The following is a 13,541-nucleotide window of genomic DNA, read 5'->3' as shown; positions in this document are numbered from 1 at the left end:
CCGCAGCGTGGTTAAGCGAAGATCTATTCCTGCGTCCAGGCGATACCGGGATCTACCTTATAGCTCCATGGAAGTCCGGAGTTGCGCCAGCCGTCCACGGCCCGCACACCTTTCGACGTGCCCTCCTTGAGCGTGCCGCCTTCAAAGCCATCGGTAACGGACCAGACTTTGGTATAGCCCATTGCATTGATCACATCCGCCGCAGGCGCGCTGCGCGACGAACCCGAGCGGCACATCACGATGATGGTATCCTCTGATGTCACGCCAAGGGCATCGAGACGGGCCTTTACGCTGGCCTCGAACCCTTCGTTGCGCTTCATCGGCCAGGCGCCCTTTTCGGCGCTGAATTCCGCACGGTCGAGCACCATCCACGGCACATGGATGTCCAGTCCTTCGGCGGCGCCGGTGAACATCAGTTCGGACGGGTCGCGGACATCGATCAGGATCGCGCGAGGATCGGCCTCCATCATGGCATGGGCTTCTGTCGCAGTCGCGTAAAGGCCGAGTTTCGTTTCGCTGTAGGAATCGCTTTCCTGGGCCTGGGCGACGAAGGGAAGCATGATGGCGAGAGCAAGGGCGGGCAGGACCTGTTTCATATTCATGGTTCCAGATCAGAAGCTCATGACCGTCGTGTCGTCGTCGATCAGTTCCTTCGCCATGGCGTCGGGGGCCGCAGCGGTCACGCCCTCGATGAGGACTTCCGGGCCGACACCCATCCCGGGCAGATAGATTGCGCAAACCTGCACCTGCACGCCGTTCTTCTCGATCATCGTCTTCAGAAGGCCTTGCGGGCTCGCGCCTTTCGGGGGCTGGCCTGCTGTCGCGGTTTCCGGAGCTGCTTTCAGCGCGATGTCGCCGGCGGGGCCGCAAAGCAGGATTTTCGCCTCGGCCCCCTGCACCACGGCATTCATGGTCAGAACCATCGCCATAAGCTGTGTCTGGGCTTCGGGCGCCGTCAGGATGGTCACCAGTTTGCGTGGTTCGTCAGCCTGGGCCACGCTTGCAGTGGTGAGAGCCAGGGTGGCGGCAAGGAGGATCTTTTTCATGGGTTCGGTCCCTTTCTCGTTGGTGACAATGGAGGTTTGCGGTGACCAGACTGGGCCATCCGATTTGTTACCCGGCCTTCGAACCGGGGCCTGTCGCGGTCAGGCTCTTCCAGGCGTCGTATTGCGACAGGAAGACTTCGCCGTTCAGATCGCGCAGGAAATGCGTTGTCCCGAGCCGGTCCATGACCGGGCCTTTCACTTCGGACAGATGAAGGCGGACCTTCTGCGCGGCCAGTTCCGTGGCCAGCGCCTCAAGGGATTCCAGCGCGGAAAAGTCGATCACATTTACCGCAGAACACATCAGCACCACGTCGCGGATGGCGGGGTCGGCGGCCAGGCGATTCAGCACCAGCGTCTCGATGGCGCGGGCATTGGCGAAATATAGGCTCTCGTCGACGCGCAGCATCAACACGCCCGGCAGGGTTTCGACCTGATGGCGCAGCAGATTACGGAAATGCTGGCTGCCGGGGACAAGACCGACCTCGGCCACATGCGGGCGGGCTGTGTTCAGCACATGCAGGAGAAGCGACAGTGCGACGCCGGTCGAGACCCCGGTCTCGACCCCGAAGAGGAGGGTGGCGAGGATCGTGGCCAGAACGGAAGCGAAATCGCGCCGCGAATAGGCCCAGGTGCGGCGCAGGATAGCCGGGTCGACAAGGCTGAGAACGGCGACGATGATTGTGGCCGCCAACGTGGCCTGGGGCAGGAAATAAAGCAGCGGCGTCAGGGTCAGCGCGGCCAGTGCCAGCCCGACGGCGGTGAAGGCGCCCGCAGCAGGGGTGGCGGCACCCGCGTCATAATTCACGACTGATCGCGCAAAGCCCCCCGTCACCGGAAAGCCGCCCGAAAAGGCCGCGCCGATATTGGCGGCACCAAGGCCGATCAGTTCCTGATCCGGGTCGATGCGCTGGCGTTTTTTTGCAGCAAGGGTCTGCGCGACCGAAACGCTTTCGACAAAGCCGATGATCGAGATCAGGGCTGCGGGCAGGGCAAGCGTTCCAATCAGCCCGGGCGACAGATCGGGCAAGGTGAAGGGCGGCAATCCTTGCGGGATGCTACCCACGATGGCAACGCCCTGCTCGTGCAGGTCGAAACCCCAGACGGTGATTGTGGTCGCGACGATCGCAAAGACCGGCCCGGCGCGGGTCAGCAGCGTCGCCAGCCCGTCGCCTGCGCCAAGCCGCATCATCGCGGGCTTCATCCCCTTGCGCACCCAGACCAGAAAGACGATGGAGGCCAGGCCGATCACCAGCGTTTGCCAGTTCGTCTCGGCCAGATGCTGCCAGAGCCGATGCAGGATTTCCGGCAGCGTGTCGCCACCACCTGCGATGCCAAAGATATGCCGCGTCTGTCCGGCGGCGATCAGCAGGCCCGAGGCGATGATGAACCCCGCAATCACCGGATGCGACAGAAAGTTCGCCAGAAAACCGAAGCGCAGCAGGCCCAGACCGATCAGCATCGCCCCTGATAGCAGCGCCAGCGTCAGCGCGGCCACGGCATAGCCCGCGGTGCCGCTTTCCGCGACCTGACCGACCGCCGAAGCGGTCATCAGGGACACCACGGCCACCGGCCCGACAGCCAGCGCGCGGCTGGTGCCGAAGATCGCATAAAGCACGATCGGCAGAACCGAGGCATAGATCCCCGCCTCCGGCGGCAGGCCTGCCAGCATCGCATAGGCCAGCGATTGCGGCACCAGCATGATAGTGACGATCACCGCCGCCGTCAGGTCGGACGACAGGTCTGATTTCGAATAGCGCCGCCCCCAGTCGAGGATGGGCAGATGGCGGGTCAGGGACAGGCGCATGGGGGCCGCTTTCAGCAATGGCAGGTCGCGCGTGTTTTCAGGCACGGGCGAGGCGATGAGACAAGATCAGGGGGCTATTGCGGCGGTACACAGCATCGAGGATCGGGCACCGGACCGGCAGTAGGCAAGAACCGGCCCCGATGCTGTTCGCATAGCCTCGGCCATGGCGGGGGCCTGACGCGCGAAATCGGAAGGTCCGGCGACGGGCAGATACAGGGTCGCCAGCCCGGCCGCCTGAGCTGCTTCGGCGACCTGAGCAAAGCCGGGCTGGCCACGCTCTTCACCGTCCGGACGATTGCAGACCAGAAGGCAATAGCCGTTTCGGACGATCTCGGGGATATCCGAAAGTTCGACCTGTCCGCAGATCCCGAGCCTGGGAGAGAGTTTCTGGATCTTCATACTCACCCACCCTTTACAGTGCGCCGAGCGGCACCTTGAGGAACCGCTTGCCGCTCTCGTCCTCGGGCGGCAATTCGCCTGCCTTCATATTGACCTGAAGCGAGGGGATGATCAGCGTCGGCATCTTCAGCGTAGCATCGCGTGCCTCGCGCATGGCGATGAACTCTTCGCGCGTGCGGCCTTTGCCGACATGGATATTGTGGCCCTGCTGTTCGCCCACCGTGGTTTCCCAAGCGATGTCTCGGCCGTTTGGGCCATAGTCGTGGCACATGAAGAGCCGGGTCTCGCGCGGCAGCGCGAGCACCTTCTGGATGCTGTCGTAAAGCGTGCCTGCGTCGCCGCCCGGGAAATCGGCACGGGCCGAGCCGCCATCGGGCATGAAGAGCGTGTCGCCGACAAAGGCCGCATCGCCCATCACATGGGTCATGCAGGCGGGGGTATGGCCCGGGGTGTGGATGGCGCAAGCCGTCATGCCGCCGACCTGATAGGTATCGCCATCGTCGAACAACCGGTCGAACTGGCTGCCGTCACGCTGGAATTCCGTGCCTTCGTTGAAGACCTTGCCGAAGGTTTCCTGCACGACGGTGATCTGGCTGCCGATACCGATCCTGCCGCCAAGCGCCGCCTGGATATAGGGCGCACCGGAAAGGTGGTCGGCATGAACATGGGTCTCGATCAGCCATTCGACCCGCAGCCCCTGTTCGCGGACAAAGGCGATGATGGCATCGGCGGATTCGTAGCTGATGCGCCCGGCGGCATAGTCGATATCCATGACGGAATCGACCACGGCGCAGGCATCGGAGCCGGGATCCTTCACCACATAGGAAATCGTGTTGGTGGCCGGATCGAAGAAGGGGGTGACTTCGGGTTTCACGGTGAGGTCGGCTTTGCAGGACATGCTATCCTCCGAATATCAGATGGCGGGATCGGGCGGCCCGATCAGGCAGATTGGGGCGAGCGGGCAGCGAGGGCTTTCAGACCGCGCGCGATGAAGAGGCCGAGGATCATTGACGCGACGAAGGCCAGTGCCTCGGGGCGGAGTGTGCCAAGCGCGGGCAGGGCAGCGCCGGGGCAAAAGCCCGCAATCGCCCAGCCGATGCCGAAAAGGCCGGAGCCGGCAACCAGTTTCATGTCGATCAGTTTCGTGTCGGGAAGCTGGAATTTCGGCTCGAACCGGGGTGCCTTGCGGGCAAGCACCAGCCGGTATCCCGGGACGGCGACGGCAAGCGCGCCACCCATGACAAAGGCGAGGCTGGGGTCCCAGGTCCCGGCGATATCGAAGAAGTTCAGAACCTTGGCCGGGTTGATCATGCCCGATGTGGCAATGCCGATCCCGAAGACCAGGCCGATGAGCAGGGCGGAAAGCAGGCGCATCTCAACCTCCGATCAGGTGACGGGTGACATAGACGGTGACGAAGGCAGTCGCCATGAAGCTGAGCGTCGCGGTGATCGAGCGGCGGGAAAACCGGGCATTGCCGCAGACGCCATGGCCCGAGGTGCAGCCGCCGCCATAGCTGACGCCGATCCCCACCAGAAGCCCGCCGCCGATGATCGCGGTCATCGATACCGGCACCTCCAGCGCGGGCCAGTTGCCGGTGCCAAGCAGCACCAACCCCGGTGCCAGCACCATGCCCGCAAGCAGCGCCGCCCGCAGCGACCAGTCGCGCATATTGCCGCCACGCATCAGGCCGGACAGGATGCCGGTCGCACCGAAGATGCGGCCGTGAAAGGCCATCAGCAGAACGGCGGCCAGCCCGATCAGCATGCCGCCCGCGAAAGAGGTCAGGGGGGTGAAGCTGGTCATTTCTTTTTCAGCGGGCAGGTGGACAGGCCGAACAGCCGATAGGCCGGGCAGGTGGCGAAGGCTGCGGTCAGGATCAGTATGGTCGCCACGACCCACAGCACGGGGCCAAGCACTGGCCAGCCGCCGCCATAGAGCCATGCGATCACGGCTGCGATAATTCCGGCCACCAACCGCAGGATGCGGTCGGGCTGGCCAAGATTCTTGATCATCGGGACACCTCGGGACTGTGTTTCGTGGCATGAGGATGCCACGGCCGCGACCTCCCGTCGGTGACTTGGTTACACTTCCGGCTCTCGCGTCAGTTTTTCCAGCGCGGGCCGATCCATCAGCCGAACTTCGCCCCGGGCCTGTTCGATCCATCCCCGGCGCTGAAACTCGGACAGCGTCCGGCTGATCACCTCGCGCGCCGAGCCGAGTTCAGCGGCGAGTTGCTGATGCGTGGCATGGACGGTATCGCCCTCGGCCATGGCCAGAAGTCGCGTGGCAAGCCGCAGGTCGATCCGCTGAAACGCGATATCGTCGATCAGCGACAGAAGATCCGTCACTCGCCGCGACCAGGCCCGCATGACAAAACCCCGAAAATCGGGCGACATCGCCATCAGCTCGTCGAAGGTGGCCCTGGGGATGCCGATGGCCTCGACATCGGTTTCCGCCAAGCCTTCGGTTGCCAGATCGTCATAGGCCAGCATGCAGGCCGAGGTCAGCACGCAACTTTCCCCCGCGCCAACGCGATAGAGAACGACCTCGCGCCCGGTGTCAGAAACCTGGGTGACCCTGACCTTCCCCGAGACCAGCAGGAGCAGATACTCTGCGGGCTGCCCTGGACCGAACAGACGCGATCCCGCCGGGAACTGCAGCTTACGGCTGTTGCGCAGAAGGGATTTGCGCATCGGGGCAGGAAGCTGATCCATTTCTTTGAAATATGCGGTCCAGTCGTCCATCTGCTCTCCTACGTTAACAGGGGTTCTAGCAGGAACGACCGAAAATGGGCAGGCCCGATCAGGGTGTGCCCGGTGATGGCCTGTCGCTTTGGCGACATATCATGGCAGATTGGCAGTCTTGCCCGCAGCGGGTTCCTGTTCCAATTCGAAAAAGAACGGTGCCCGGTCGGCGCAATTTTGCCCGGCCCCGGCCCCGGCTCTGTCCCGGATTAAAGGAGAGACCCATGCAATCCGCTCATTTCGTCGCAACCTTGTTCGATGGCCGCGCCAACCCGGCCAAGGTCACCGTAGCCTTCACCATGGCGCTGAACGCGCTGCAAAAGGGGCACAGTGCGATGGTGCTCTTGATGGTCGAAGCGGTCGAACTGGGCCAGCCCGATGCGACTGCGGGGATCGACGTGGGCAAGCCCTTCGAGCCGGTCCCGGATCTGCTGGCGAAATTCATCGCGGGCGGTGGCCGGATCGGCATCTGCAAATCCTGCATGATCCATAACGGCTTCAGCGCCGAGCAGATGGTGCCGGGCTATGAGATCATCACCGCGCCCGAGGTGATCGACCTGATGATGGCGGCCAAAGGCTCGCTGCAGATCACCTGAACGCATTTTCCGAAACAGGGAACAGAAACCATGAGCAATGCTCCGCAACGCAATGTCGTGAAGGCCCGCGAAAGCGGCTTTGGCCCCTTCGGGCAATATATCAATGTGGGCCACCACATTCTTGGCGCGGACGAACCGGGAACCTATGGCGGGCAGGACACCGGCCCCGATCCGTTTGAACTGGTGATGGCCGGCCTTGCCGCCTGCACCACGATGACGATCCGCATGGTCGCGGGTCGCAAGAAAATCGCGCTCGACGATGTGTCGGTCGAGGTGCGCCACCTGCGCGCGCCGGTGATGAGCATGGGCGCCGATCCGGCTCCGACCGGCGAAAAGCCCCATGCCTTCGAGCGGGTCGTCACCCTGATCGGCGATTTGACCCCCGAGGACCGCGCGCTTCTGGTCGCGATGGCTGACAAATGCCCGGTCCACAAATTGCTGGAAGGCGAGGCCGAGATCATCACGCGCGAGGCTGCGTGAGGGGAGGGCGGGCGGGGGGCACCCTCCGCCCGCCCTTGTTTTGCAGGGAGGAGAGACTTCACGATGACGGAATTTCGAAGCACGCGGCGTGGCCTGTTGGGGCTGGGCGCGGTTGGGGCGCTGGCGCTTGGCCTTGGTGGCGAGGCGCAGGCGGCGAAGCTGGCGACCAAGGCGCGGATCGTGATCATCGGCGCGGGGGCGGGTGGTGCGACGCTTGCCAATCGTCTGGTCCAGCGGCTGGACGGTGCGGCAATCACTCTGGTCGATCCACGCAAGGAACATTTCTATCAGCCGGGGCTGTCTCTGGTTGCGGCGGGGCTGAAACCGGCGGATTATGTCGTCAGCCAGACCACCGACTGGCTGCCGCAAGGCGTGACGCTGATTACTGAGAAGGCCGCCGCCATCGACCCGCTGGCAAAGACCGTCTCTACCGAAAGCGGCAAGCGGCTGGACTATGATTTTCTGGTGGTCGCGCCCGGCCTCGTGCTGGACCATGATGCCATCGAGGGCTTTGCGCTGGATATGGTCGGGCAGAACGGCATCGGCGCGCTTTATGCCGGGCCGGAGCACGCCGCGAAGACATGGCAGGCCGCGCAGAAGTTCACCGAGGAGGGCGGCATTGGTCTCTTCACCCGCCCCGCGACCGAGATGAAATGCGCCGGCGCGCCGCTGAAACATACGTTCCTGATCGACGACATCGCCAGCCGTGGGGGTGCCAAGGGCAAATACGAGACCCATTACGCTTGCCCACAGCAGGTGCTGTTCTCGGTGCCGATCGTCTCGGAAAAAGTGCGGATGCTGTTCGGCGAGCGCAAGATCACCCCGCATTACGGCCAGACCCTGACCACCATCGACGCCGGGGCGAAACGGGCAACATTCGCCACAATGACCACCGATCCGGCGACGGGCGCCGTGGTGAAATCCACCACCGAGATGCCCTATGACTATCTGCACGTTATCCCGCCGCAGCGCGCGCCCGAGATGATCCGGCAATCGGGCTTGTCCTGGGCGGATAAATGGTCCGACCAGGGCTGGGTCGAATGCGACATGAAGACCCTGCGCCACCTGCGCTATCCCGAGATCTTCGCGCTCGGCGATGTGGCGGGGGTGCCGAAGGGCAAGACGGCGGCGAGCGTGAAATGGCAGGTGCCGGTGGTCGAGGATCACCTGATCGCCGCCATCCAGGGTCGCGAAGGCACGACGGTCTATGACGGCTATACCTCTTGTCCGATGATCACCCGTGTCGGCAAGGCGATGCTGGTGGAATTCGACTATCACAACAACCTTGTGCCCTCCTTCCCCGGTCTCATCGCACCCTTGGAGGAGTTGTGGATCAGCTGGCTGATGAAGGAGGTGGCGTTGAAGGCCACCTATAACGCAATGCTGCGCGGCAGGGCCTGAGGAGGAGGGAACATGCAGGAGCTAACGTTTTCGACGATGATCGCGGTGCTCGAGGAAATCTTCGGGCGCGGCCTGTTATGGGTGATGGTGGCCGCTGCCGTTCTTGTGACGGCGGCCTATCTCTACGTCCTGATCCGGGATCGGGCAGTGTCCTGGCGCAAATTCCTCTGGGCGCAGGTTGCCATGCCGTTCGGCGCCATTGCGGCGGTGCTGTTCGTGCAAAATGTGACCAGTTCGGGCTTTGGCGACATCGGTGGCCCGATTGATGTGATCGTGCTGCTGCTGGTGTCAGTGGCGGGTGCGGTCGGAGCCGCGATCCTCGTCTATACCGCACAGTCGCTGTTGCGCGGCAAGGCGGCAAAGCCATGAACTCGCCCATCCTTTTGCGGCCCATCGGCCAGATCCGCACCCCATGGAAGACGCTGGCGGATTGTCCGAGTGGCCCGGGACGGGGCGGGGAGGAAGCGCGTCTGGAAATCCTGCCGGAATATGCCGAAGCGCTTCATGCTCTGTCGGCGTCTGAGCTGGATCTCCTCTACTGGTTTGACCGCGCAGCGCGCGATGTGCTGCGCTCGGTCAGTCCGCATGACGGGGGCGAGCGCGGGGTTTTTGCCATGCGCTCCCCGCATCGCCCCAATCCGGTGGCGCTGTCGCGGGTGCCACTGATCGCGGTAGAGGGGCATATTCTTGTCGTCGGTCCCCTCGATTGCCTCGATGGCACGGCTCTACTGGATATCAAGCCGGTTTCCTGTGGCGGCAGGTCGACAAAGGCATAGAACTTCCCCTGGCCCTCAGCGTCCCGAAGGCAATCGCCTCGTCGTAACCGGATTTACGAGCCGTTGTTCAGAAAGCGCTGTGGTGTCGTTCCAAAGACTTCGCGGAACGCGGCGATGAAGGCGCTCGGGCTGCTGTAACCCATCGAAAAAGCGATGGTCGTGCTGCTTTCACCGCGGTTCAGCGCCTCGATCGCGCTGAGCAGACGCAGTTTCGACCGCCATTGCCGGAAGCTGAGCCCGGTCTCGGCGCGGAACAGCCGCTCCAGCGTACGGGGGCTAGCGCCCGCGAGCTGACTCAGTTCGGGAAGCTGGCTCGGGTCTTCCGGATGGCAGATCAGATGACGGGTCACCCGGACCAGCCGCTCGTCCTGACCGCCGGGCAGGTTCAGCGGCGCCTCGGAGAGGCCTTCGACCTCATCGAGCAGCACGGCGCAGAACCTGAGCAGCCGCTCATCGAAAGGGGCGGAGGTATCGCTGTCGCCAAGCCTGCGGATCAGTTCGCGCGCCAGCGGGGTCAGCAAAAGCACTGCGCAGCAGGGCATCGGCCGTGTTGGCGGGCGCACTGTGACCGAAGGGTCGACATAAATGTTCAGCAGTTCCGCCTCTGCCTCGATTGTGACCTGATGTTTCATACCGCCGGGGATCCAGACGGCGTGGCTTGGCGGTACCAACCAGATACAGGAATTGCTGACCACGCGCAGGACGCCCCGCATGGCCCACAGAAGCTGACCGCGCGGATGGCTGTGCGGGCGCACCGCGCGTCCGGCGGCGATCACCCTTCCATGAGTCAGGATGGGGCGCGCCGGGTCTATCGTGAAGGCGATATCCGAGGGGTCGAAATCTGGCGGTTTGGCGACATCTGTTGTCATGATCGCAGTCTGGCACAAGGGTGCGGTCAAGGCTAGATCAGAGCTGATACCAACCAGCCTCTTCGGTTTGATCAGATGACGTTTTCCGCCAAACATATTCTTACAGCCCTCGTTGCCCTGCTGGCACTGGTGATGGCGATCCTGCCGCCGCCAATGCTGATGCCGGATCAGGCGCGGATCCTCGGCATCGTGCTGATCACGCTGGTGCTGTGGGCCACGAGCCTTGTGCCTGGCTATCTGGCCAGTCTGATCTTCTTCGCGGTGCTGCTGGTCGTTGGTCTGGCCCCGCCCGATCTGGTCTTTGCCGGGTTCTCCTCAACCGCCGTCTGGCTGATCGTTTCGGGTTTTGTCATCGGGGCGGCGATCTCGATATCGGGGCTGGGCGCGATGTTGGCACGAGGCCTTGCGCCGCTGCTGACCGGCAGCTATCCGCGATTGATTGCGGGGCTGATGGCGGTATCGGTTCTGCTGAGCTTTCTGATGCCGTCCTCGGTTGGGCGCGCGGTGGTGATGGTGCCGGTCGGCATGGCGCTGGCCGATCAGATGGGGTTCGGGCCGGGATCGAAGGGCCGGATCGGCATCGCATCGGTGCTGGCGATCGGCACCAATATGCCCGGCTTCACCATCCTACCGTCGAACATCCCGAACATGGTATTGTCGGGCGCGGCCGAGACCATCCATGGCGCGCATTTCGGCTACATGGACTATCTGCTGCTGCATTTTCCGGTGCTGGGGGTGCTGAAGGCGGTGGCGGTCGTAGCTCTGGTCCTGTGGATGTTTCCAGATACACCCAGCCTCGCCCTGCCTGCGCGCGAGGCCGCCAAAGGCGACAAGCCCGTCAGCCGCGCCGCGCGGATCCGGGTGGCGGTGATCCTACTGGCGACGCTGGCGCTCTGGATGACCGACAGCCTGCATGGGGTGAACTCGGCTTGGATCGGGCTGGTCGCGGCGGTGCTGCTGCTGTTGCCCGGGATCGGCATCGTTTCGCCGCCGGCCTTCAAGGCCTCGGTCGATTTCGGGATGCTGCTGTTTGTCGCCGGGGCGCTAGCGCTTGGGGCGCTGGTCAATGCTTCCGGGCTGGGGGCGATGCTGGGGCAGGTGCTGATAGCAGTGTTGCCGCTGGAGACGGGGGCGGACGCGACAAACTTCGTCTCGCTGTCGCTGATGGCAACCGTGACGGGCCTGTTCACCACCGTGCCGGGTGTTCCGGCGGTGCTGACGCCGCTGGCAGGCGATCTGGCCGCGCAGACCGGGTTCAGCCTGAATACTGTCCTGATGACGCAGGTGATCGGGTTTTCGACGGTGATCTTTCCCTATCAGGTCGGCCCGCTGGTGGTTGCCATGCAGATGTCGGGCGAAAAGTTGGGCCATCTGCTACGGATCACCCTGCCGCTGGCGCTGATCACATTTGTTGTGCTGCTGCCACTGGATTTTTTGTGGTGGAAACTGCTCGGCGCGCTGTGACCCGATGCGCTTAAGGCCGGGTTAAGGTGAAAGGGCCAAGGGCGGGATCAAACCCTTCCCTTAGCCGGAGATCACACCATATGTAGACTGCAGCGACGCGAATTTATCACACTCGGACTGGTCTCGGGCGTCGCCCTGTCCATTAGCGTGCCCATGGCACGGGCACAAGACAATCCCATGCCACCCGAGTTGCGTGACGCGATAGAGCGGCAGCCCTTCTCGCCCGTGCTGGGCAATCCGAAGGGCGATGTCACCCTGACCGAGTTTTTCGACTACAATTGCCCGCATTGCCGGACCAGCGTTCCGGTGATCAGAAAGTTGATCGGGGATGATCCGCACCTGCGGGTGGTGCTACGGGAATGGCCTGTTTTCGGCGAAGGCTCCGAATTCTGCGCCCGCGCCTCGCTGGCATCCTTGAAACAGGGGAAATACTGGCAGTTTCACAGCGGGTTGATGGCGATCCGGGGCCGGGCCAAGGAGGCTTCGGCGATGCGGGTCGCGCAGGAGGGAGGGCTGGATCCGGCAAAGTTGCAAAGTGACATGGGGTCCGCCGAAGTCGAGGACCATATTGCGCAATCCATGGCCCTTGGTGACCATATGGGGCTGATGGGGACACCTACCTTCATCGCCGGCAACGATGCGTTGTTCGATAAGAGATCCGGCTCTGACCTGAGGGATCTGGTCGCACAGGCACGCAAGGATCTGGCCTGAATCGTATACGACACACACCGCAAATGCGCGAAGCTCTCGCATTCGTGTCCGGTCATAGGGGGCATCTCTTAAGGCCCGGTTAAGCCGGCTTTTCCAAGTCAGCCCATATGAAACACAATTCCTCCCTTCTTGCCTGTGCCGCGCTGTTTCTGGCGCTTCTCGTGTTCTGGACACCAGCACATGCGCAGACCTTCTCCTTCGCGGGCGATGGAAACCGACCGCTTGAACCCGAGGAGGCCTTCATCATCGAAGTGCTGTCGATCGAGAATGGCCGGGCAGGCATCGGCTGGCGTATTGCCGAGGGCTACTACCTTTACCGCGATCAGATCGCCGCCCATACCGCCGATGGCGTGGCGGCCCTTTGCCGACGGTCGGACGAACAGCGACGCCGCAGCGCGGCTTCCACAGAACAGCGACTCGTGCTCACTTCAGCAAGTTTGACGCGCCAATCCTCTGACGCCTCTCCAAATGGTTGGCCACGCGATGGTGGGACGCCGGAGGACTGCGTGCGGCCGCTCTGCCCTTCGGATTCGCCGCTTGATTGTGGTCAGGTCGGATGACGTTAGTCCCCGCGCTGGTGCCACCAAAGCGGCTGGCAGAGTGGGCGAGCAACCACCCTGCGTCCCTCAGACGACCCTGCCGCATGACCTCAGCCGCCCGCGAACGCACACCTGAGCGTGGCAAGGCGCCGTCTCGAACGGAAAATGGTTGATCTCGCGGTCTCGTGGGGCGACTTTGTCGGGAAAGTCAGTATGCTTGGGGAATATCGGTGCCATGGCTGAATATGTATGGACCCTCGGGGCGGCAAGCGATGTCACCCGAGGCCATCGCTTTGGCCGATCAGGTGGTGGTGATGGATCATGGTCTGGTCGAGCAGGCGGCCTCGCCGCGCGAGATCTATAACCATCCCCGCAGCCGGCATTGCCAAGCTATTTTCACCTGGTGTGTTGCAGTCTGTGTGAAGCCGGTCACGCGGTCATCTCGCGGGCATAGTCGTCCCAGAGGCTGAACGCATCTGCCCTTGCATGACGATAGGAGTTGGCGGTGAGGCGATAGCGGCGGGGTTTGAAGATAGCGTTGATCTGGTCATGGGCGGCGAGAAACCTCTGCGCCTGTCGTTGAGATTTGAAGCGCCCCATTATCTTCTCGCGCTTTCGGGTTGGTCGGTGTGAGCCCTCGATGCGGTTGTTCAGGCCCTTGTGCGCCCGATGGTCGGCGCCGGGAGCCAGGTTCCGGAGCGGCGCAAAATA

Annotated in this window: 19 protein-coding genes; 8 read left to right on the top strand and 11 right to left on the bottom strand. The window is 63.2% G+C overall.

Annotated elements, in window-relative coordinates; genetic code table 11:
• Positions 1–23 precede the first annotated feature (23 nt).
• From H0485_RS19295 to H0485_RS19255, 9 genes are all read right to left on the bottom strand, one after another.
• Complete coding sequence (locus tag H0485_RS19295; RefSeq protein ID WP_226937547.1) at positions 24–596, bottom strand: rhodanese-like domain-containing protein; 573 nt, start codon at positions 594–596, stop codon at positions 24–26.
• A gap of 15 nt (positions 597–611) precedes the next feature.
• Positions 612–1,046 carry a DsrE family protein gene (locus H0485_RS19290; RefSeq protein ID WP_226937546.1) on the bottom strand — a complete coding sequence of 145 codons (435 nt, stop codon included), beginning with the start codon at positions 1,044–1,046 and terminating at the stop codon, positions 612–614.
• Positions 1,047–1,113: 67 nt separating this feature from the next.
• Positions 1,114–2,850, bottom strand: a complete 1,737-nt coding sequence (locus tag H0485_RS19285; RefSeq protein WP_226937545.1) for a SulP family inorganic anion transporter — start codon at positions 2,848–2,850, stop codon at positions 1,114–1,116.
• A 66-nt stretch (positions 2,851–2,916) separates the two neighbouring features.
• Positions 2,917–3,249, bottom strand: coding sequence for a protein tyrosine phosphatase family protein (locus H0485_RS19280; RefSeq protein WP_226937544.1), 333 nt, complete (start codon positions 3,247–3,249; stop codon positions 2,917–2,919).
• Between the two features lie 13 nt (positions 3,250–3,262).
• A complete protein-coding gene (locus H0485_RS19275; RefSeq protein ID WP_226937543.1) occupies positions 3,263–4,147 on the bottom strand; it encodes an MBL fold metallo-hydrolase in 885 nt (294 codons plus the stop codon).
• Between the two features lie 41 nt (positions 4,148–4,188).
• Positions 4,189–4,623 carry a DUF6691 family protein gene (locus tag H0485_RS19270; RefSeq protein WP_226937542.1) on the bottom strand — a complete coding sequence of 145 codons (435 nt, stop codon included), beginning with the start codon at positions 4,621–4,623 and terminating at the stop codon, positions 4,189–4,191.
• Between the two features lies 1 nt (position 4,624).
• Entirely contained in the window at positions 4,625–5,053 is a 429-nt protein-coding gene (locus H0485_RS19265; protein ID WP_226937541.1) for a YeeE/YedE family protein, read from the bottom strand.
• The gene (locus H0485_RS19260; protein WP_226937540.1) at positions 5,050–5,262 is read right to left on the bottom strand and encodes a YgaP family membrane protein; all 213 of its coding nucleotides are present in this window, start codon (positions 5,260–5,262) and stop codon (positions 5,050–5,052) included. The genes H0485_RS19265 and H0485_RS19260 overlap by 4 nt, the downstream gene beginning before the upstream one ends.
• A gap of 69 nt (positions 5,263–5,331) precedes the next feature.
• On the bottom strand, positions 5,332–5,994 hold the full coding sequence (locus H0485_RS19255; protein WP_202689572.1) for a Crp/Fnr family transcriptional regulator: 663 nt from the start codon (positions 5,992–5,994) through the stop codon (positions 5,332–5,334).
• A 224-nt stretch (positions 5,995–6,218) separates the two neighbouring features.
• On the opposite strand from H0485_RS19255, the gene H0485_RS19250 reads away from it, so the two are divergent.
• From H0485_RS19250 to tsaA, 5 genes are all read left to right on the top strand, one after another.
• Positions 6,219–6,590: a DsrE family protein gene (locus tag H0485_RS19250; RefSeq protein WP_202689571.1), complete on the top strand. Its 372-nt coding sequence runs from the start codon at positions 6,219–6,221 to the stop codon at positions 6,588–6,590.
• Positions 6,591–6,620: 30 nt separating this feature from the next.
• Complete coding sequence (locus H0485_RS19245) at positions 6,621–7,070, top strand: OsmC family protein (RefSeq protein ID WP_202689570.1); 450 nt, start codon at positions 6,621–6,623, stop codon at positions 7,068–7,070.
• A 63-nt stretch (positions 7,071–7,133) separates the two neighbouring features.
• Entirely contained in the window at positions 7,134–8,471 is a 1,338-nt protein-coding gene (locus tag H0485_RS19240) for an NAD(P)/FAD-dependent oxidoreductase (RefSeq protein WP_198838845.1), read from the top strand.
• Between the two features lie 12 nt (positions 8,472–8,483).
• Positions 8,484–8,840: a DUF5368 domain-containing protein gene (locus tag H0485_RS19235; protein ID WP_226937539.1), complete on the top strand. Its 357-nt coding sequence runs from the start codon at positions 8,484–8,486 to the stop codon at positions 8,838–8,840.
• Positions 8,837–9,247, top strand: a complete 411-nt coding sequence (gene tsaA, locus H0485_RS19230) for a tRNA (N6-threonylcarbamoyladenosine(37)-N6)-methyltransferase TrmO (protein WP_198838843.1) — start codon at positions 8,837–8,839, stop codon at positions 9,245–9,247. The genes H0485_RS19235 and tsaA overlap by 4 nt, the downstream gene beginning before the upstream one ends.
• Before the next feature lie 53 nt (positions 9,248–9,300).
• On the opposite strand, the gene H0485_RS19225 is transcribed toward tsaA, so the two are convergent.
• Positions 9,301–10,116 (bottom strand): AraC family transcriptional regulator, encoded by an 816-nt coding sequence (locus H0485_RS19225; protein ID WP_226937538.1) that lies wholly within the window; start codon positions 10,114–10,116, stop codon positions 9,301–9,303.
• Between the two features lie 75 nt (positions 10,117–10,191).
• On the opposite strand from H0485_RS19225, the gene H0485_RS19220 reads away from it, so the two are divergent.
• The 3 genes from H0485_RS19220 to H0485_RS19210 all read left to right on the top strand — a co-directional run bounded on the left by H0485_RS19220 (position 10,192) and on the right by H0485_RS19210 (position 12,851).
• Positions 10,192–11,580, top strand: a complete 1,389-nt coding sequence (locus H0485_RS19220) for an SLC13 family permease (protein WP_226937537.1) — start codon at positions 10,192–10,194, stop codon at positions 11,578–11,580.
• Positions 11,581–11,733: 153 nt separating this feature from the next.
• Positions 11,734–12,291, top strand: coding sequence for a DsbA family protein (locus H0485_RS19215; RefSeq protein ID WP_226937536.1), 558 nt, complete (start codon positions 11,734–11,736; stop codon positions 12,289–12,291).
• 107 nt (positions 12,292–12,398) lie between these two features.
• On the top strand, positions 12,399–12,851 hold the full coding sequence (locus H0485_RS19210; RefSeq protein ID WP_226937535.1) for a protein-disulfide reductase DsbD domain-containing protein: 453 nt from the start codon (positions 12,399–12,401) through the stop codon (positions 12,849–12,851).
• A gap of 408 nt (positions 12,852–13,259) precedes the next feature.
• Here the strand turns inward: H0485_RS19210 and H0485_RS19205 are convergent.
• The coding region (locus H0485_RS19205; protein ID WP_226937534.1) for a DDE-type integrase/transposase/recombinase at positions 13,260–13,541 on the bottom strand (282 nt) is incomplete at its 5' end.

Origin of the sequence: Pseudogemmobacter faecipullorum, assembly GCF_020539525.1 — a bacterium.
In the GTDB taxonomy this organism is placed as follows: domain Bacteria; phylum Pseudomonadota; class Alphaproteobacteria; order Rhodobacterales; family Rhodobacteraceae; genus Pseudogemmobacter; species Pseudogemmobacter faecipullorum.
This window is presented reverse-complemented; position numbering and strand designations above follow the sequence as displayed.